This window comes from Prauserella rugosa, assembly GCF_000719975.1.
Lineage (GTDB): Bacteria > Actinomycetota > Actinomycetes > Mycobacteriales > Pseudonocardiaceae > Prauserella > Prauserella rugosa.
Window position 1 is genome coordinate 43,781 of record NZ_JOIJ01000002.1, and the last position, 19,563, is coordinate 63,343.

Below are 19,563 nucleotides of genomic sequence, written 5' to 3' on the forward strand. Positions count from 1 at the left end.
GCTCGGGGTATGCAGCTCGATGAGGCCGAGGCGCGTGCTCGGTTCGCCGACGCCCGCTCGGCGACGTTGGCCACGGCCGGCGCCGACGGCGTCCCCCATCTGGTTCCGATCACGTTCGCCCTCGACGGCAGCGCAGGCCACGGTGCCGCTGCCGGCGACGACGGAACGCCCGTCAAGGACGTCGTCGTGTTCGCCGTCGACGACAAGCCGAAGTCGACGACGAACCTGCGTCGACTGCGCAACATCGCCGCCAACCCGCACGTGTCGCTGCTGGTCGACCACTACGAGGACGACTGGCGCCGGCTCTGGTGGGTACGGGCGGACGGCACGGCCACCATCCACGAGGAGGGCTCCGCGCGCATGTCGGCGGTGCGTGCGCTGATCATGCGCTACCCGCAGTACGAGGATCTGCCCCCGCGCGGGCCGGTGGTGTCGATCGGGGTCAGCGCGTGGCGTGGCTGGTCGGCGAGTTGAGCGGAAGCTCCGGGTCGCGCACGTCCGGCTTCCGCCACGCGGCGACCAGACCCAGCGGATCGGGCTTGAGCAACGACGCCGAGGCGTACACGCTCGCCGCGACCACGCCGAGGATGAACAGCCAGTGGTACAGGCTCTGTTCGCCGGTCGGGTAGTACACGAGCACGAGGAACACCGAGATCCCGACGACGGCGGCGAGGTGCTCGCGCTTCCAACGGAACAGCGACAGGATGACGAAGCCCCACGTCAGGTACCACGGCAACGTCGGCGGCGCGAAGATCGCCACGGTCAGCAGCGCGATTCCCATGCGGAAGATCGTGGTGTTCTCCGTGCCGTTGCGGGCCAGCCACCACTGCCGCACCACGATGGCGGCCAGCACCAGCCAGCCGAGGCCCCTGGCCACGTCGATGAACGGTGCGGGCGGCACGTCGACGACGGTCTTGACGAGGGTGTGCACGGCCTCGCCGACGCCGCTGGGGAAGTTCAGCCAGTTGACGATGATCTGCGGCGCCGACAGCCCGGCGAACCAGCCCAGGTTGAACGAGCCCAGTGAGGCCCACGTGCCGAGGACGAACACGGCGCCGAAGATGCCCACCGACGGCGTCACGGCCGTGAGGAAACGGCGGAACAGGTTCTTGTCCGCCGGCAGGTGGTTCGCCCAGATCCACACCAGGAACGGCAGGGCGATCGCGGCGGTCGGCTTGATCAGCATGCCGATGGTGACCAGCACGATCGCCACGGCGTGTTTGCGCTCGAGTGCCGCCAGCACGCCGACTGTGAGGAAACCGAGCATGAGCAGGTCGTTGTGCGGGCCGCCGACGAGGTGGATGACCATCATCGGGCTGGCGACCGCGAGCCACATCGTCACCGGCAGGTTGCCGCCGAGCCTGCGCACGAGCCGCGGCAGGGCCCACAGCACGGCGGCCAGGCCTGCCAGCAGGACGAGGCGGGTGACGATCACGCCCGCGATGACGTTGTCGCCCGTGATGCCGACGATGCTCTTGGACACCCACAGGAACAGCGGCCCGTAGGGCGCGGGCGTGGTCTGCCACAGCGGGTGGACGTTCTCGACCACGGTCGGCAGGGTCTGCAGGGCCGAGGGACCGTAGGCGTACGGGTCGAGGCCGTGCAGCAGCTGTGCGCCCTGGCCGAGGTAGGAGTAGACGTCGCGGGTGAACAGCGGCGGCGCCGCCAGCAGCGGTGCCATCCACGACAGCGCGGCGATGACGACCGGCCGGGTGCCGACGCGACCGGCGAGCACGTATCGGCCGAGGCGGATCCACGCCCACACGACGAGGCCGAAGCCGACGTACAGCAGTCCCGTCATCAGCACCTGGCCGTGGCCGAACCGGATCCACGACAACGGACCGTCGCTGAGGATCGGGTCGTGCACGAGCACGCCCGCGGCTCCGAACGACGCGATGAGCACCAGGACGCTGCCGACGATGCCCATCACCGTCGTGCGCAGCGGGTACCGCGGTGCGGCGCCGTCGGCGTCGCCCGGCAGGAACGTGTCAGCGATGCCCTTGCCGGTCCGGGTGCCGGCACCGGGCACAGGGTCTGTGGTGGTCGCCATACTGGGATTTGAGGTTACACACCGCGTTCGGCGGGCCCGGTATCACCCGGCGCACGGTCGCTCACCGGGTGCCGCATCGTCGGCGCACCGCCTGCGGCGTGCGGTCGGCGTTCACCGGTCGTCCGCCGTCGCCGCGGGCAGCGCGTCGAGCAGCGAACGCGTGTAGTCGTGCTGCGGTCGTAGCAGCACCTGTTCGACATCGCCGACCTCCACCAGCTCGCCGCGGTACATCACGGCGACCCGGTCGGCGATGTTCCAGGCCAGGCCGAGATCGTGGGTGATCACCAGCCCCGCGAGACCGAGCCGGGCACGCAGCCGCAGCAGCAGCCCGAGGATCTCCCCGCGCACCGAGGCGTCCAGGGACGCGACCGGTTCGTCGGCGACGAGCACGTCCGGTTCCAGGGCCAGGGCGCCGGCGATGACCACACGCTGGCGCTGCCCGCCGGACAATTCGTGCGGAAGGCGCGGTAGGAAGTCCTCGGCAGGCCGGAGCTCGGCCGCCTCGAGTGCGGCGACCACCCGCTCGCGTTCGTCGCCGTCGAGGCCGTGGATGCGGGGCCCTTCGGCGACGGACTCGTACACGGTGTGCCGCGGGTTCAGCGCACTGCTCGGATCCTGCAAGACCAGCTGCACGCGCCGCCGGTAGGCCCGTAGCGCCGACGTCGAGGTCGGCAGCGGCTCGCCGTCGTGGCGCACACTGCCCGACGTCGGGCGCTGCAGTCCCAGCAGTGTCCGCGCGAGCGTGGTCTTGCCGGAGCCGGACTGGCCCACGAGCGCCACGATCTCCCCCGCGCGCACGTCCAGGTCGACACCGGCCACCGCGGGCACCGTCGCGCCCGTGCGATCGCGGAAGTGCACCCGCAGGTCGCGGGCCGACAGCAGCACGGGCGCTTCGGGATCGGGCCCGGTGGTCTCCGGCAGCGGCGCGGTCGTCGCCGGTGCGTAGCGCGACAGTGGATCGCCCACGGTGGGAAAGGCACCCGCCAGCGCCTTGGTGTGCTCGTGCCCGGGTGCGGCGATGACGTCCTTGGCCGCACCGGATTCGACCACCTCCCCGCGGTACATGACCGCGATCCGGCGGCACGTCGAGGCCAGCACCGACAGGTCGTGGGTGATGAACATGAGTCCGATGCCCTGCTCGGCGACGAGCCCGCCGAGCAGGTCGAGCACCTGCGCCTGGACGACGACGTCGAGCGCGGTCGTCGGTTCGTCGGCGATGAGCAGCCGTGGCCGGCACGCCAGGGCCATCGCGATCATCACCCGCTGCTTCTGCCCTCCCGAGAGCTCGTGCGGGTACGAACGCGCCTTCGACGGCGGCAGGTCGACCTGGGCGAGCAGCTCGCGGACGCGGGCGTCGACCTCCGCCTCGGACGGCGCGGTGTGCCCGGCCGGCGCCCCGGACTCCCCTGGCGCCTCCGACGGGTCGGCGGCGTCTCCGGCGACCGTGCCGTGTAGGCGGATCGGCTCGGCGATCTGCCGTCCGATGCGCTGCACCGGGTTCAGCGCGTGCATGGCGCCCTGGAAGACCACCGCAGCCTCGGACCACCGGACCGCGCGCAGCCGGCCCCACCGCATGTCGGCGACGTTCTCGCCGTCGAGCAGCACCTCGCCGGTGACGGTCGCCGACTTCGGCAGCAGGCGCAGCACGCTCGCCGCGACGGTGGACTTGCCCGACCCCGACTCCCCCGCGATCCCCAGTGTCTCGCCCTTGTCGAGGGTCAGGTCGACGCCGCGGACGGCGTGCACGTCGCCGGCGGCGGAGCGGTAGGTGACGCCGAGGTTCCTCAGCTCGAGCAGTGGTGGCGGCGAGGTCACCGGTCCCCCTTCAGACGCGGGTTCAGCACGGTCTCCAGCGCGCGCCCGACGAGCGTGAACGACAGCACGACGAGCACGATCATCACGCCGGGCGGCAGCAGGTACCACCACGCTCCGGCGGTGACCGCACCCGACGAGTTGGCTCGGTCGAGCATCGAGCCCCAGGAGATCTCGGGGCCGGCCATGCCGAGGAAGGCCAATGTGGACTCGGCGATGATCGACCCGCCGACGACGAGTGTGGTGTTGGCGAACACCAGTGGCAGCACCGACGGCAGGACGTGTTTGCCGATCACGTGTGCGTGCCCGCCGCCGAGTGCCTTGGACCGCTCGATGTAGGGACGTCCTTCGACGGCGAGGGTCTGCGCACGCACCAGCCGTGCCGTGGTGGGCCACGAGGTCGCTCCGATCGCGAGGATCAGCGTCCACATCGACTTCGGAAGCACGGCCATCAGCACCGCGGCGAGCACGAGCGCGGGAAGCACCAGGAAGAAGTCGGTGACACGCATCAGCACCGCCGACACCCAGCCGCCGAAATGCGCCGAGACCACGCCCACGAGCGTGCCGACGAGCACGGACAACAGGGTCGCGGCGAAACCGACGAGCAGCGACACCCGGGCGCCCCAGAACGTCAGCAGCAGGATCGACCGGCCCGATTCGTCGGTGCCGAGCCAGAACCGGCCGCTCGGCGGTTCCAGCGGCGAGCCGGTGGCGGTGACGACGTCCAGGCCCGCCTGGTCGACCACCAGCGGGGCGACGAGCGAGGCCACGACGAGGGCCACGATGAACGCCGCGCCGACGAGTCCGCCGGTGTTGCCGCGGAACTCCTGCCAGACCTGCACGGCGGCCGCTCGCCGTCGCTGCCACACCGGGGCGCTCACGACGCACGCACCCGCGGGTCGACGACCCGGTACAGCAGATCGGCCAGCAGATTCATCACGATCACCGAACCGGCCAGGATCACGAACACCCCCTGCAGGACCGGAAGGTCCGGACCACGTAGCGCCTCGTAGGTCAGCAGGCCGAGACCCGGCCACGAGAACACCGCCTCGACCGTGACGGTGCCGGACACGACCATGCCGAACTGGAGGAAGATCAGCGTCATCGTCGGCAGCAACGCGTTCGGCACGGCGTGGCGCCTGCGCACGAGATCGTCCCGCAGTCCTTTCGCCCTCGCGGTCTGCAGATAGTCGGCACCCATCTCTTCGAGCAGGGACGAACGCATGACGAGCATGTACTGCGCGTAGATCACCAGCAGCAACGTCAGACAGGGCAGCGTGAGGTGCCACGCGACGTCGAGGATCTGCGCGGCCGCCCCGTCGGGGGTGTCGACCGAGCTCATGCCCCTGCTCGGGAACACCCCCTGCGTGGCGATGAGCAGCAGCAGGCCGAGCCAGAACTGCGGCATCGACCACAGGGCCAGTGCGATGCCCGTCTGGGTGCGGTCGAACATCCCTCCCCTGCGCCATGCGGCACGCACGCCGAGCCACATACCCAGCAGCACCGCCAGCACGGTCGCGGTCCCCACCAGCAGCAGCGTGGGCCACACGCGCTCACCGATCATGTCCGCGACCGGCCGCCGGTACATGTAGGAGGTGCCGAAGTCACCGCGGAGCAGGCCGCCGACGTAGTCGAGGAACTGCTGCCACAGCGGCTGGTCGAGTCCGAGACGTTCCCGCAGGTGCGCGAGCTGCTCGGCGCCCGTGGGGCGTTCCCTGGTCATGGTGGCCAGCGGATCGCCGGGGATCATCCGGAACAGGAAGAACCCGAGGGCCACCACGAAGACAAGGCTGACGAGTGCGCCGCCGATCTTGCCCGCGACGTAGCGCACCGTGGAGGTGCCTGCGCGCCGCTCGTCGGGGTCGATGGCGGGCTCGCCGGTCGTGCTGACGGTCACGCGTCGTCCCTACTCCCGATCGTCGGCGGAGCCCTTGCGGCGCGCCAGCATCGTGCCTCCGCCCGCGACGACCACGAGCGCGACCGCGCCGATGGCCACCCACGCGCCCGTCGGCATGCCGCCCTCACCGCCACCGTCCACGGGCTTGGCGCCCGCGAAACCCCAGTAGCCGGTCTGCTCCATGATCACCCCGTCGCCCCGTGGCTGGCGGGGAAAGCCGGTCCACCGGTCCGAGCGGTACGCCTCGAGCGTCTGCTCGTAGGTCAGCACGAAGCTCGGGGCGTCCTTGTAGTACACCGCCTGGGCCCGTTTGACGATCTCGGCGCGCTTGGCGGGATCCATCTCGGCCAGCTGCTGCTTGTACAGCCGGTCGTAGGCGGGGTTGCAGTAGAAGGCGTTGCTGCGGCTGCTGCCCTCCGACGTCGGCAGAGCGCCGCACGTCTGCTTGGCGAGGATGTAGTCCGGGTCCGGGTTGGTGCCGTATCCGGAGAGCGCGAGGTCGTACTCGCCTGCGGTGGTCTTCTCGTCCATCTCGTTGTCGGACACCATGTCCTTGGTGACCTTGATGCCGATGTCGCCGAGCCAGCCGACGATGTAGTCGGCCGTGCGGACGTCGAACTCCTCGCTCGAGCGCGCCGTGAGGGTGAACTCGAGGGGCCTGCCGTCCGGGGTGCGGCGAACGCCGTCCCCGCCCTTCTCGTAGCCGGCCTCGTCCAGCATGGTGTTGGCTCGCTGCGGATCGAACGTGAACTTCTCGTCGCCGCTGGGCTGGTAGTGGTAGTCGTCGTAGATCTCCGGCACGAGCCCACCCGGCTGCTGGCCGTATCCGCCGAGCGCCTTGTCCACGAGCGTCTCGGTGTCGATGGCGCGGGCGATGGCCTGCCGAACCGTGACGTCCTGGAGCGCGGGGTGCCCGCTGCCGATGCTGCGACCGGCCTGGTTCTTCGCACCCGGGTTCATCAGCAGGTCGCTGTAGCGGCGTCCGTTGGCCTGGCTGGTGGTGATGCCGTCGGTGTTCTTGAGTGCGTCGAACTGTGCGGGGGTCAGCCGGTTGACGAAGTCGACCTCACCGCTCTGCAGGGCCGAGACCGCGGCGTCGGCGTTCTCGAACTGGATGAACTGCAGCTCGTCGACGTCCACCTTGCCGCGCCAGAAGTGCTCGTTGGCCTCCAGCTTGACGATCCGGTTGGGCTGGTAGTCGGTGATCACGAACGGGCCGCTGCCCACGCCGACCATGTCGAGGGTGTCGGTCTCGCCGGCCGAGTAGTCGTCGACCTTCGACCAGATGTGCTTCGGGACGATCGGAATGTCCAGTGCCGTCATGCTGGCCTGCGGTTCCGATGTGGTGACCTTGACGGTGCGCTCGTCGGGTGCGGTGACCTTCTCGAAGTTCTCCACGTAACTTCCGTTGGCCTCGGCGGCCACCGGATCGTTCATGATCTTGTCGAAGGTGAACTTGACGTCCTCGGACGTCAAGTCCTGCCCGTCCGACCACTTCATGCCGTCGCGGATGGTGAACGTCCACGTCAGACCGTCGTCGGAGGGCTCCCACTTCTCCGCGACCCCGCCCGTGGGCGTCGCGTCCTCGGCCGAAGGCGGGGTCATGAACTCCCACGCCATCCGCCCGATCATCGTGCTCGAGGCGAAGCTGGCCGTGAACGGGTTGAGATGGTCGATCTCCTGGACGAGCGCGACACGCAGCACCGAGCGGTCGCCGTCCTCACCGTCCTGCGCACTCGCGGCGGGGGTGAACGGCCCCGCGACCAGAACGGGAACAGCCAGTGTGGCCAGCAGCGCTCTGCTGCGCCGGAATCGACGGAAACGCACGGTTACACCTCGTTGTCTCCAGGAGAGGACCCGAAGCGCAAAAAGTAACCACCTGCACGAACGCACTGTCAACGATTTGCCCAACGGTTTCCAAGCCGTAACCGACGGAAGTAGCAACCGGCGTCCACACCCGGCGCGCGCCGCACCCCGACGGCGTTCCCGGTGTCGTGCTCGGTGACGTACTTGGTGACGTACTCAGTGCGGCGCGAGGCCGCGCTCGACGAGGGCGTCTTCCAGGGTCAGGCGGGTGATGTCGCGGTCGATGCCGGTGGTCGGTTCGTCCAGCGCCTCGGCGGGGATCCCCGTGGCGCGGCAGGCCTCGGCGAGCAGGGCGTCGTAGCGCTCGTGCGCCTCGCGCCGGTGGAACCGGGACGCATCCGGCTCGAGGCGCTCCAGCACCCGGCGCGCGTGGCGCAGGTCGGCGGCGATGCACTCGATCGGGCGACCCTGCGGCACGGGCCCACCGTGGGCCCTGCCGCGGCGCACGGCCGCCCCGACGACGCCCGGCGTCGTCACGATCAGCAGCACCGCCACACTCGGGAACACGAAGAGCGCGGCATGCACCAGCAGCTCCGCGGCCATGCCTCAGGATAGGCGCAGACGGGGCGAATGCGACACCGCCGGCGACATGATCGTTTCGGCCGTCCCCGCGTCGTAGCCTGTGGCCATGACAGAGCCCAGCCGGACCTCCTCCGGTCCCACGAAGATCATGATCTCGGCCGACATGGAAGGCGTCACCGGTGTCACCTGGACCGACGACGTCCTGCCCGGCACCGAGCAGTGGCAGCGCTTCCGGCAGATGCTGACCGGCGACGTGAACGCCGCCGTGGCCGGCCTGTGCTCGGGCGGGGCCGACAGCGTGCTGGTCAACGAGGCGCACCTGTCGCAGCGGAACCTGCTGCTGGAGGAGCTCGACACGAGGGCCAGGCTGCTGACCGGCCGCCACAAGCCACTGTCCATGATGGAGGGCGTGGACTCCGGAGTGGACGGAGCGGTCCTGCTCGGATACCACGCGGGCTCCGGGTGCGAGGGCGTGCTGTCGCACACCTACCTGCCCGCCCACATCACCGGCGTGTGGCTCGACGACGCGCCGGCCAGTGAGGGCAGGCTGAACACGGTGCTGGCGGCCGAGTACGGCGTGCCGGTCCTGGTCGTCACCGGCGACGACCGCGCATGCGCCGACGCCGCCGAGTACGCACCCGGCGCCGAGCACGTCGTGGTCAAGGAATGCGTGAGCCGCTACGCCGCGGTGTGCGACCCGCCGTCGGTCACGTCCGCCCGCATCGCCGAGGCCGCCGAACGCGCCATGGCGCGCGCCGGCCGCGGCGAGCGCGTGGTGGGCCCGCACCGCATCGAGATCGAGTTCGACGCGAGCCACCTCGCCCAGGCGGCCGCGGTGGTGCCCACGGTGGAGGAGGTCGGACTCCGCAGGGTCGGCTTCGACGCGGCCACGATGACCGACGCGATGAAGGCGTTCAAGGTCGTGACCTCGATCGCCGACGGGGCCGTGCAAGGCAAGTACGGCTGAGCCGCTCGGCACCGGCCAGGCACGGCCCGCGAACCGATCGAGCGTGGGCCGAGGGTCAGTACTCCTCGATCGCCCTGGTCGCCATGCCGCTCACCAGCGAGCCGATGGCGATGCCCATGACGATGTAGACGAGCGCGCTGGCGATCTGCACCTCGAGCTCGACCGCGATCGTGAACGGCCACACGACGAACACCACCGTCACCAGGCCGACGATCCAACCGAGGAAGGCCATCGGCCGGGGCGCGACGAGCATGAGCAGGTGCGCCAGCGCGGTCGCGAGGAACGATCCGACGACGCCGAAGCCCGCGAGCCACACGGCGCCGATGTAGTCGACGGCCCCCTCGGCGTTGGCGGGTGCGATCACCGGGATGTCGAACACACCGGTCACGACGAGCGTGGCGACCACGCCGACCAGTGCGGCCACGAGCGCGGTCGCCGCACCGCCGGCCCACAGCGTGCCCGCGTTGACGCGCGGCCTCGACGACGTCACGCGACGCCGGCCGCCGTGATCGCCGTACTCGCCGCGATCACCGTACGAGTCGTAACCGTCGGATCCGTAATAGCTGCTCACCGTTACCAACGGTAAGCCCGCACCGGCCGGTGCGCGACACGACGACGCGGGCGACACGCGGCCACCGCCCGACAGGGTGTCACCGTGGGCCCGTGGTGGTGTCGGTCCGGCGGCACTGTGCCGCGAGATCGGCCCGTCGGACTACGGTGTGGTGCGTGGTGCATACCGGTTTCCGTTGCAGGCGACGCCCGCGAACCCCACGGACGCGGGCGGAACTCGGAAGACGGGGAGCACGCGGATGATCGGCGCAGCACTGGAGACCGCGGTCGACCGGCTGCGCGCCTCGGATCCCGGTTGGTCCCGCAGCAGGCGTGCGCTCTCCGCCGTCCTCGGCATCGCGATCGCCGTGGCGGTGCTCGTGCCCACCGGCCAGCCGTTGACGGTCGTTCTGGTCGGTGCGATCGGGGCGATGATGGCCGCGTTCGCGATCAGCGACCCGGAACCCGCGGGGCAAGCCGTGTCGCTGTTGCTGGTGTTCGTCGTCGGCGCCGCGGCCCTGACCGCCGCGAGCCTCGGTCAGGGCGCGCCGCCGCTCGACGGCGTCGTGTTCGTGCTCCTGATCTTCGTCGCGGTCTACGCCCAGCGGTTCGGCCCACGCGGCATCGCGCTCGGTTCGGCGTCGTTCTTCCTGTTCTTCTTCGCGATGTTCCTGCAGACCCGGCTCGCGCAGGTGCCGACCCTGCTGCTGGCACTCGGCGTCGGGCTGACCGCCAACGCCGTCGTGCGGTTCGTGGTGCTGCCCCGCAGGGCCGGCCGCGAACTGCTCGCCGTGCGCCGGTCGTTCCGTACCCGTCTCAGCGCCAGCGTCGCCGCGGCGGCGGGTCACCTCGCGTCGGGCGGTTCGGCCCGCAGCGACAAACAGCTGCGGCGGGCCGGTGATCGCCTGCACGAGGCCGTGCTGCTGATCGAGGACACGATCGGCGACGTGTTCGACGACCCGAAGGCGACGGCACTGCTGCGCAGGCGCGCGCTCGAGGTGGAACTGGCGGCGCAGTGGCTGGCGATCACCACCCGTCGGGTGTGCGGCGACGCGCTCGACCCGGCCGTCCGCGACGACCTCGTCGCGCGCCTGCACCGGTTCCGTTCGCTGATCGAACGCGACCCGCGCGAGCTGCCCGTCATCAGCGACACCGAGGAGTTCAGCGAACTGCTCGTCAGCGGCAGCAGGCTCGGCGACAACGCCGAACCCGGCGACGAGGTGCGCCGCGCCATCGCCGAACTGGCGCTGGCCGACCTCAACGCCCAGCGCATCGCCGAACGCGACTACTCGGCCGAGCCGGAACCGCCCGAGGAACCGGAGCCGGAACGCACCCCGCTGCTGGCCTACGACAACCAGACCCGCAGTGCCATCCAGGCGGTCCTCGGCGGCGGCCTCGCCGTGCTCGGCGGCGAACTCGTCTCGCACCAACGGTGGTACTGGGCGGTGCTGACCGTGTTCGTCGTCTTCCTCGGCGCCTCCAGCGCCGGTGCGACCCTGATCAAGAGCGCCCGCCGCATCGTGGGCACGGTCGTGGGCATCTTCGCCGGCGCCCTGTGCGCACTCGTCGTGGCCGAGAATCTGCCCGCCACGATCGTGCTGATCCTGGCCTGCGTGTTCGGCATGGTGTTCTTCGCCCGCACGTCGCAGGTCGTGATGACGTTCTTCATCACCACGATGCTCGGCCTGCTCTACAGCCTGCTCGGCACGTTCAGCATCGACGTCCTCGGCGTGCGTCTGGCCGAGACGGCCGTCGGCGCGGCGGCGGGCGTACTCGCCGCGGTCGTCATCGTGCCGGTGCGCACCAGAGCGGTGATGCTCGACGACGTCGCGACCACCCTCGAGGACCTGCGCGAGTACGTCACGCACACCCGCACGCTGCTCACCGGCGTGGACAACGTGAACGTCATCGAACTGTCGCGCATCCTCGATCGCGACGTCGAACAGGTCCGGACCACCGTGGAACCGCTCACCCACCCGATCAGCCTGCGGGCCGCCCGGCGCGACTACGGCTGGTACGTGCTCGACACCCTCGAGGCCGTCGCGTTCCGGGCCCGGCACATCGCGGCGCGCGCCCAGCCGGGCCTGCTCGCGCTCGACGACCGGCTCGAGGCGGTGACCACCAGGATCACGCACAACATCGACACGTTGCTGGAAGCCATCCGCTCCCCCGGCGCGAAGGGACACGTCGTGTCCCCACCCGGCGACGACGGCATCGGACCCCACGACGAGCCTGCGGTCCGCGTCGTGCTCGGCAGCTTCGCCAAGCTCGACGAGGCCGTCGGCGCCCTCGGCAAGGCGTTCGGCGTCACACCCAGGACCGGCTCAATCGGTACAGGTGAGGCGACGCACCCGCCCGGAGCCGACACCGCCGGATAGCATCCGGAGTACAAGCACTGAACCCATCAGCAGGAGAACGACATGACCCAAGCCCCTGTCAACGTCACCGTCACCGGCGCCGCCGGCCAGATCGGTTACGCGCTGCTGTTCCGTATCGCGTCCGGTCAGCTGCTCGGCCAGGACACGCCGGTCAAGCTGCGGCTGCTGGAGATCCCGCAGGCGGTGAAGGCGGCCGAGGGCACCGCGCTCGAGCTCGAGGACGGCGCGTTCCCGCTCCTGCAGGGCATCGACATCTTCGACGACGCGACGAAGGCGTTCGACGGCGTCAACGTCGGCCTCCTCGTCGGCGCCCGCCCGCGGACCAAGGGCATGGAGCGCGGCGACCTGCTCGAGGCCAACGGTGGCATCTTCAAGCCGCAGGGTGAGGCCATCAACGCGGGCGCGGCCGACGACGTGAAGATTCTCGTGGTGGGCAACCCGGCCAACACCAACGCCCTGATCGCCCAGGCCCACGCGCCGGACGTGCCGAAGGAGCGGTTCACGGCGATGACGCGCCTCGACCACAACCGTGCCCAGGCGCAGCTGGCCAAGAAGCTGGGCGTGAACGTGGCCGACGTCAAGAAGCTCACCATCTGGGGCAACCACTCGGCCACGCAGTACCCGGACATCTTCCACGCCGAGGTGGGCGGCAAGAACGCCGCCGAGGCCGTCGGCGACCAGAAGTGGCTCGAGGACGAGTTCATCCCGCGCGTGGCCAAGCGCGGCGCCGAGATCATCGAGGCCCGTGGTGCCTCGTCGGCGGCCTCCGCGGCCAACGCCGCCATCGACCACGTCTACGACTGGGTCAACGGCACGGCCGAGGGTGACTGGGTGTCCATGGGCATCCCGTCCGACGGGTCGTACGGCGTGCCGGAGGGCATCATCTCGTCGTTCCCGGTGACGACCAAGAACGGTTCGTACGAGATCGTGCAGGGCCTGGAGATCGACGAGTTCTCCCGCGGCAAGATCGACGCCTCGGTGCGCGAGCTCACCGAGGAGCGCGACGCGGTGAAGCAGCTCGGCCTGATCTGATCGACGTCGCACCGGCGACTCTCAAGGGGCCGGGGAAGGCACACACCGCCCTCCCCGGCCCCTTTTCCGTCGTATCGCCCCGCTCGTAACCCCTGTCTGCGCGTCCCCGGTGATTCCTCCGCGCCGTTTCCCGGGAATCACCGTCGCGGTATGTCATTACCCAACGTGTCCACAGACACCTTTCGCCTGACGTGGAACGCCTGGAATGTCCGCAACGTCAATACTGCCAACTACTGCCGTTCGGCAGTGCTGATCACACACAGTGAGGGGTTCCAGTGCGTAAGGGACGTATGGCCGCCGTCGCGGCCACCGCGACGATCGGTCTGCTGCTCACCGCCTGTGGCGGGGACGACACGGAAGGCTCGGCCGAACCCGCGAACACCACGGAGGCCACGAGCTCCGCAGCGCCGTCCTCGGACGTCGCCGAGCCGATAGACGCGGGCGACGACGAGGACTCGGGTGCCGCGCCCGCCGATGCGGGCGAGATCACCGAGCCCGGCACGACGCTGTCCTTCGGCGAGACCGCGACCCTTCCCGCCGACGAGGACGACCCCGAGGCGGGCACCATCGGGGTGACCGTGACGGGGATCGAGAAGGGTGACCACGCGGATCTGCCGAAGAAGAGCGACGGCAGTGAGCTCGACGAGCGGATCACGCCGTACTACCTGAAGTACACGCTGACGAACAACACCGGCGACAGCTCGGTGTCCTCGTCGGTCTACCTCAACGGCACCCTCGACGACGGCGGCCGGACCGGCGCGGTGCTCACCGTCATGGGCGGCATCGACAAGTGCGATCGCGGCAGCCGGCCCTCCGACTGGGACCAGCCCGGTTCGACGATGGAGTCCTGCAAGATCCAGGGTTCGGCGCTCGGTGACGTCACGGAGGTGCACTTCGACGACTACGACGCCTACAAGGACGACCCCATCGTCTGGACCGAGTGACGGCCCACGCTGAGCTCGCGGATTGCAGAAGGTCGCCGGCTTCGACGGGAAGCCGGCGACCTCGTCCTCACACCGTCACGATGGTCGGTCGCAGAGCCTCCGCTGCGAACACTGCCACGTCGGAAGCCCACTCGACCCAGTGAGGTAAACGTGCGCAACGGAAGTATCGTCGCTTCGGCGGCCGCAATCGCTACGGGCCTCTTGCTGTCGGCCTGCGGCGATGGAGCCGCAGTGCCGGGCGGCGAGCGCGCGGCACCGGGCGACGACATCACCGCACCGGGAACCACACTGGAGATCGGCGAGCGGGCGGTCGTGCCGTTCGAACACAAGCGGGACAAAAGAGGCGTCCCCGGCACCGTCGTCGAGAAGGGCACCATCGCCATCACGGTGACCGGTGTCGAGAAGGGCGCCCCTGCGGACCTGCCCCAGAGCGGCGGTTCCACGATCGACGAGCGCATCACGCCGTACTACATCAGTTTCACCGCCGAGAACCTCGACGGCTCCACCCTGGACAACGCGCGGGTCGAGCTGCACGGCCGCCTCGACGGCGGCCGATCCACGAGTCTGGCGATGGGATTTGCGCAGGGCGTGGACAAGTGTGAGAGCAAGTCCGCCCCGAGATTCTTCGACGAGCCGGGCCTGTCGTTCACCAGCTGCACGATCGAGCCCTCACTGCACGGCGAGGACGTGGCCGAGGTGCACTTCACCGATGCTCCCGACTACGAGGACAGCCCGGTCGTCTGGACCAGGTGACGACCCGTTCCCGGTCCGGACACGGTCGGCGTCCGGACCGGGAACGCCGGGACGGCGTCAGCTCACGCTGCGGTGAGACCGCGCCGTTCGAGTAACGGCTGCAGCTCGGGGTCACGGCCGCGGAAGGCGCGGAACGCCTCCATCACGTCGACGCTGCCGCCCTTGGCGAGCAGCTCGTGGCGGAAGCGGTCGCCGTTCTCCCGCGTCATCCCGCCGTTCTCGCGGAACCACTCGACCGAGTCGGCGTCCAGCACCTCGGCCCAGATGTAGGAGTAGTAACCGGCCGAGTAGCCGTTCGTGAAGATGTGCGCGAAGTACGTGCTGCGGTACCGCGGCGGCACCTCCGGCATGGCGACGCCCGCCTTCGCCAGCGCCTCGGCCTCGAAGGTCTCGACGTCGCCGATCTCGGTGTCGGGTCCGATGGAGTGCCACGCCAGGTCGAGCAGCGCCGCAGCGAGGTACTCCGTGGTGCGGAAACCCTCGCCGTAGTTCGTCGACTCCTTCAACTTCGCCACGATCTCGGCGGGCAACGGCTCCCCGGTGCGGTAGTGCCGGGCGTAGCGTTCCAGCACCTCGGGCCACAGGGCCCACATCTCGTTGACCTGGGAGGGGAATTCCACGAAGTCGCGCGGCACGTTCGGACCCTGCAACGACTGGTACTCCACATCGGACAGCAATCCGTGCAGCGCGTGCCCGAACTCGTGGAACATCGTGGTGACCTCGTCGAAGGTCAGCAGCGTCGGCTCGCCCTCGGGGGGCTTGGTGATGTTGAGGTTGTTGAGCACGACCGGCTTCTGGCCGAACAACCGCGACTGCTCGACGAAGTTCGTCATCCACGCGCCGCCACGCTTGGTCTCGCGGGTGTAGAAGTCCCCGAGGAACAGGCCCAGCGGCGAGCCGTCGGCGTCGAAGACCTCGAAGACCCGGACGTCCGGCAGGTAACCGGCCAGGTCCGTCCGTTCGGTGAACGACAGCCCGTACACCTGGCCCGCGGCGAAGAACACCCCGTCGACCAGCACCCGGTCGAGCTCGAAGTACGGACGGAGCGCGGCCTCGTCGACGTCGTACTTGCGCTTGCGCACCCGCTCGGCGTAGAACGCCCAGTCCCACGGCTGCAACTCGTCGGTGCCGCCGACGTCGTAGCCGTCGCGCCGCATCTCCTCGCGCAGTTCCTCGGCCTCGGCACGGGCGTTGGCGACGGCGGGGCCTGCGAGCCGCTCCAGCATGCCGCGCGCCGCCTCGTACGAGCCCGCGGTCTGGTCCTCGATGACGTAGGCGGCGTGGTGCGGGTAGCCGAGCAGCGCGGCGCGTTCGGCCCGCAGCCTGGCGATCCGCGTCAGCACCTCTCTGGTGTCGTGGTCGTTGCCCCGGCCGCCCCTCGACACCGACGCCCGGTGCACCCGCTCGCGCAGCGCCCGGTTCTCCAGCGACGCCAGGATCGGCTGCGCGGACGGCAGGCCCAGCGTCAACAGGTACTTGCCGTCCTCGCCACGCGCCGCGGCCGCATCCGCCGCGGCGGCGATCTCCGCGTCCGACAGTCCGGCCAGCTCGGCCTTGTCGTCCACGAGCACGGCGAGGTCGTTCATCTCGGCCTGCAGGTGGTTCTCGAACGTGGTCTCCAGTGTGGACAGCTGCTCGTTCAGTTCCCTGAGGCGCTGCTGTTTCTCCGCGGGCAGGCCCGCGCCCGCGCGTTGGAACGCGACGTGCGTGCGGTGCAGGAGCCAGGCCTGCTCGGGCGTCAGGTCGAGCTCGTCGCGCCGGTCGTACACGGCCTTGACCCTGGCGAACAGCCGCTCGTCGAGGTAGATCCCGTCGGAGTGCGCGGCCAGTTTCGGAGCGACCTCCGCCTGTGCTCGGCGGCGCGGCTCGGTGCCGTCGGGGCCGACGAGGTTGAACAGGGTCTGCACCGCCCGATGCACCAACTGTCCCGACCGCTCCAGCGCGACGATCGTGTTCTCGAACGACGGCGGTTCCGGGTCGTCGGCGATCGCCTTGATCTCTGCGCGGTGTTCGGCGAAGCCCGCTTCGAAGGCGGGCAGGAAGTGTTCGTCGGCGATGCGGTCGAACGGGGGCAGCCCGTACGGCAGTTCACTCGGTGCCAGCAACGGGTTGTCGGTCACGCGCGGTCCTTTCGTCCGGTGGAGCCTCCGATGACGGCGTCGGAACCGGAGGCCGAGGAAGAGGTCTTCGCCGAGCGGCGGCCACGCTTCTTGGCCGGTTTCGGCGGCACGACGCCACCGAGATCGCCGCCGTTGTCGTTGATGCGCAGCACGAACGGGCGCGTCTCGCCGTAGCGCACGACCGACACCGAAGCCGGGTCCACGACGATGCGCTGGAAGCTGTCCAGGTGCTGGCCGAGCGCGTCGGCGAGGATCGCCTTGAGCACGTCGCCGTGGCTGCACAGCGCCCACACCGCGTGCTCGCCGTGCTCGGCGGTGATGCGGGCGTCGTGGTCGCGCACGGCGGCGACGGCGCGCGCCTGGACGGCCGCGAGTCCCTCTCCTCCGGGGAACACCGCCGCCGACGGGTGGTCCTGGACCACCCGCCACAACGGTTCCTTCGTGAGGGTCTTCAGCTCGCGGCCCGTCCAGTCGCCGTAGTCCACTTCGGCCAGCCGCGACTCGGCGATCCGCGACAGGCCGCGGGCCGTGGCGAGCGGTTCGAGGGTCTGCTTGCAGCGCAGCAGAGGCGAGGACACGAGAGCCGCCAGCGGCACGTCGGACAGGCGCTCGACCATGTCCCGCGCCTGCCGGCGGCCCGTGTCGTCCAGCGAGATCCTCGGCGTGCGACCGGCCAGGATCCCCGAACCGTTGGCCGTCGACCGGCCGTGGCGCAGCAGAATGACGGTTCCCACGCCGTCACTCTACGCGCTGTCGTCAGGTGCCGACCGGCCCCGCGTTCGGGTCGAGCACGCCGGTGAACACCAGCACGTACAGCAGCAGGCCGAGCGCCACGCGGTAGATCACGAACGGCAGGAACGAGTGCGTCTTGATGTAGGACATCAGCCACGCGACCACCGCGTAACCGACCGCGAACGCCACCACCGTCGCCAGGATGGTCGGGCCCCACGCCGGCGCGTCACCGGCGCCGATGTCGGTCAGCTTGTACAGACCGGAGGCCATCACGGCGGGCACGGCCAGCAGGAACGAGTACTCGGCGGCGGCGGCGCGGTTGTAGCCCATCAGGCGGCCACCGGTGATCGTGCCGCCCGAGCGCGACACGCCCGGCACCAGTGCGAGCGCCTGGAAGAACCCGTACGCCAGACCGTGCTTGACGGTCAGGTGGTCCAGATCGCGCTCCTGCCTGCCGAACCGGTCCGCCGCCCACAACAAGAGACCGAACACGATCAGCGTGGTCGCGATCAGCCGCAGGTCGCGGAACGCGTGGTCGATCTGGTCCTGGAACAACAGGCCCAGCACGGCGATCGGGATGGAGCCGACGATGATCAGCCAGCCCATCTTCGCGTCCTGGTCACGCCGGTACTCGGCCTTGTACAGCGAGAAGAACCAGCTCTTGATGATCGTGCCGATCTTCTTGGCGAAGAACAGGATCACCGCGAGTTCGGTGCCGATCTGCGTGACGGCCGTGAACGCCGCACCCGGATCGCCCCAGCCCGCGAACGCGGCCGTCACGCGCAGGTGCGCGCTGGACGACACCGGAAGGAACTCCGTCAGGCCCTGGACGATGCCCAGGACGATCGCTTCGAACCAGCCCATCAGCCGGCCACCCCCGACAGCTCCAGTGCGTCCACGGCGGTCCGCAGCGCGTCCTTGCCCTGTTCCGGTGCCACGAACGGCGACACCGTCATCGTCGTCACTCCCGCCTCGGCGAACGCGGCCATCCGCTCGGCGATCCGCTCCTTCGGTCCGAGCAGCGACGTCGCGTCGAGGAACTCGGCGGGCACCGCGGCCATCGCGCCCGCGTGGTCCTTCGCGAGGAACTTCTCCTGCACCTCGGCAGCCTCGGCCTCGAATCCCATGCGTGCGGCGAGGCGGTTGTAGAAGTTCTTCTCCTTGCTGCCCATCCCGCCCAGGTAGAGCGCCGCGTAGGCGCGCACCGAGTCGGCACACACCCGCCAGTCGTCGCCGGGCACGAGCGGCACGGTCGGCGCGATGTCGAAGGACTCCAGGCTCCGCCCCGCCTTCTCCGCGCCCGCACGCAGCTGCCCGAGCTGTTCGGCACTGTGCTCGGGCGAGAAGAACACCGGCAGCCACCCGTCGGCGATCTCACCGGTCAACTCGATGTTCTTCGGCCCGATCGCCGCGAGGTACACCGGCACCTCATCCCGCACCGGGTGCACCGTCAGCCGCAACGCCTTGCCGGGACCGTCCGGGAGCGGCAGCTGGAAGTGCGCCCCGTCGTAGGCGACCTTCTCGCGGCGCATTGCGGTGCGCACGATGTCGATGTACTCGCGCGTGCGGCCCAACGGCGCGGTGAACCGCACCCCGTGCCAACCTTCCGACACCTGCGGACCTGACACCCCGAGCCCGAGCCGGAACCTGCCGCCCGACAACGAGTCCAGTGTGGCCGCCGTCATGGCCGTCATCGCCGGCGTCCGCGCCGGGATCTGGAGCACCGCGCTGCCCACGTCGATCCGCGAGGTCTGCGCGGCGATCCACGACAGCACCGTGGGCGCGTCCGATCCGTACGCCTCGGCGACCCATACCACCGAAAAGCCGAGCTCGTCGGCATGTTTGGCGAGCGTCAGATTGCTCGCGTCGTTCCCTGCACCCCAGTAACCGAGGTTCACACCCAATCGCACGGGCGCCGACACTATCGGTGGTCGCACAACC

General features: G+C 70.0%; 17 protein-coding genes. 6 read left to right on the plus strand and 11 right to left on the minus strand.

The annotated features are described in order from the left end of the window. Positions 1 to 9 precede the first annotated feature (9 nt). Positions 10 to 474: a TIGR03668 family PPOX class F420-dependent oxidoreductase gene (locus IF64_RS0102805; RefSeq protein ID WP_030530394.1), complete on the plus strand. Its 465-nt coding sequence runs from the start codon at positions 10 to 12 to the stop codon at positions 472 to 474. Here the strand turns inward: IF64_RS0102805 and mptB are convergent. The 6 genes from mptB to IF64_RS0102835 all read right to left on the minus strand — a co-directional run bounded on the left by mptB (position 443) and on the right by IF64_RS0102835 (position 8,168). After that, positions 443 to 2,050 (minus strand): polyprenol phosphomannose-dependent alpha 1,6 mannosyltransferase MptB, encoded by a 1,608-nt coding sequence (gene mptB, locus IF64_RS0102810; RefSeq protein ID WP_030530395.1) that lies wholly within the window; start codon positions 2,048 to 2,050, stop codon positions 443 to 445. The genes IF64_RS0102805 and mptB overlap by 32 nt on opposite strands. A gap of 111 nt (positions 2,051 to 2,161) precedes the next feature. Beyond that, positions 2,162 to 3,865 (minus strand): nickel ABC transporter ATP-binding protein NikE, encoded by a 1,704-nt coding sequence (gene nikE, locus IF64_RS0102815; RefSeq protein WP_030530396.1) that lies wholly within the window; start codon positions 3,863 to 3,865, stop codon positions 2,162 to 2,164. After that, positions 3,862 to 4,743: an ABC transporter permease gene (locus IF64_RS0102820; RefSeq protein WP_030530397.1), complete on the minus strand. Its 882-nt coding sequence runs from the start codon at positions 4,741 to 4,743 to the stop codon at positions 3,862 to 3,864. Before IF64_RS0102820 ends, nikE begins: the two co-directional genes overlap by 4 nt. Then, complete coding sequence (locus IF64_RS0102825) at positions 4,740 to 5,759, minus strand: ABC transporter permease (RefSeq protein ID WP_030530398.1); 1,020 nt, start codon at positions 5,757 to 5,759, stop codon at positions 4,740 to 4,742. Before IF64_RS0102825 ends, IF64_RS0102820 begins: the two co-directional genes overlap by 4 nt. Positions 5,760 to 5,768: 9 nt before the next feature. Beyond that, complete coding sequence (locus IF64_RS0102830) at positions 5,769 to 7,586, minus strand: ABC transporter substrate-binding protein (protein WP_145600359.1); 1,818 nt, start codon at positions 7,584 to 7,586, stop codon at positions 5,769 to 5,771. Positions 7,587 to 7,781: 195 nt separating this feature from the next. Further along, complete coding sequence (locus IF64_RS0102835; RefSeq protein WP_030530400.1) at positions 7,782 to 8,168, minus strand: hypothetical protein; 387 nt, start codon at positions 8,166 to 8,168, stop codon at positions 7,782 to 7,784. Between the two features lie 127 nt (positions 8,169 to 8,295). Between IF64_RS0102835 and IF64_RS0102845 the strand changes: the two genes are divergently transcribed. Then, on the plus strand, positions 8,296 to 9,114 hold the full coding sequence (locus IF64_RS0102845) for a M55 family metallopeptidase (protein WP_030530401.1): 819 nt from the start codon (positions 8,296 to 8,298) through the stop codon (positions 9,112 to 9,114). Positions 9,115 to 9,169: 55 nt separating this feature from the next. Here the strand turns inward: IF64_RS0102845 and IF64_RS0102850 are convergent, their stop codons facing one another. After that, positions 9,170 to 9,685, minus strand: a complete 516-nt coding sequence (locus IF64_RS0102850) for a DUF6069 family protein (protein ID WP_051757429.1) — start codon at positions 9,683 to 9,685, stop codon at positions 9,170 to 9,172. Between the two features lie 238 nt (positions 9,686 to 9,923). On the opposite strand from IF64_RS0102850, the gene IF64_RS0102855 reads away from it, so the two are divergent. The 4 genes from IF64_RS0102855 (at position 9,924) to IF64_RS0102870 (ending at position 14,770) form a co-directional block, all read left to right on the plus strand. Beyond that, positions 9,924 to 12,041, plus strand: coding sequence for an FUSC family protein (locus IF64_RS0102855; RefSeq protein ID WP_051757473.1), 2,118 nt, complete (start codon positions 9,924 to 9,926; stop codon positions 12,039 to 12,041). Between the two features lie 42 nt (positions 12,042 to 12,083). Continuing rightward, complete coding sequence (locus IF64_RS0102860) at positions 12,084 to 13,073, plus strand: malate dehydrogenase (RefSeq protein WP_030530404.1); 990 nt, start codon at positions 12,084 to 12,086, stop codon at positions 13,071 to 13,073. 275 nt (positions 13,074 to 13,348) lie between these two features. Continuing rightward, positions 13,349 to 14,017 carry a hypothetical protein gene (locus IF64_RS0102865; protein WP_030530405.1) on the plus strand — a complete coding sequence of 223 codons (669 nt, stop codon included), beginning with the start codon at positions 13,349 to 13,351 and terminating at the stop codon, positions 14,015 to 14,017. 231 nt (positions 14,018 to 14,248) lie between these two features. After that, positions 14,249 to 14,770, plus strand: a complete 522-nt coding sequence (locus IF64_RS0102870) for a hypothetical protein (RefSeq protein ID WP_051757431.1) — start codon at positions 14,249 to 14,251, stop codon at positions 14,768 to 14,770. A gap of 62 nt (positions 14,771 to 14,832) precedes the next feature. Here the strand turns inward: IF64_RS0102870 and IF64_RS0102875 are convergent, their stop codons facing one another. From IF64_RS0102875 to IF64_RS0102890, 4 genes are read right to left on the minus strand one after another with little or no spacing between them, the layout of a single operon-like run. After that, complete coding sequence (locus IF64_RS0102875; protein ID WP_030530407.1) at positions 14,833 to 16,890, minus strand: M3 family metallopeptidase; 2,058 nt, start codon at positions 16,888 to 16,890, stop codon at positions 14,833 to 14,835. Then, entirely contained in the window at positions 16,887 to 17,624 is a 738-nt protein-coding gene (locus tag IF64_RS0102880) for a histidine phosphatase family protein (protein WP_030530408.1), read from the minus strand. Before IF64_RS0102880 ends, IF64_RS0102875 begins: the two co-directional genes overlap by 4 nt. A gap of 22 nt (positions 17,625 to 17,646) precedes the next feature. Continuing rightward, positions 17,647 to 18,486, minus strand: a complete 840-nt coding sequence (locus tag IF64_RS0102885) for an undecaprenyl-diphosphate phosphatase (protein ID WP_030530409.1) — start codon at positions 18,484 to 18,486, stop codon at positions 17,647 to 17,649. Continuing rightward, positions 18,486 to 19,532: an LLM class F420-dependent oxidoreductase gene (locus IF64_RS0102890; RefSeq protein WP_030530410.1), complete on the minus strand. Its 1,047-nt coding sequence runs from the start codon at positions 19,530 to 19,532 to the stop codon at positions 18,486 to 18,488. The genes IF64_RS0102885 and IF64_RS0102890 overlap by 1 nt, the downstream gene beginning before the upstream one ends. Between the last annotated feature and the right edge of the window lie 31 nt (positions 19,533 to 19,563).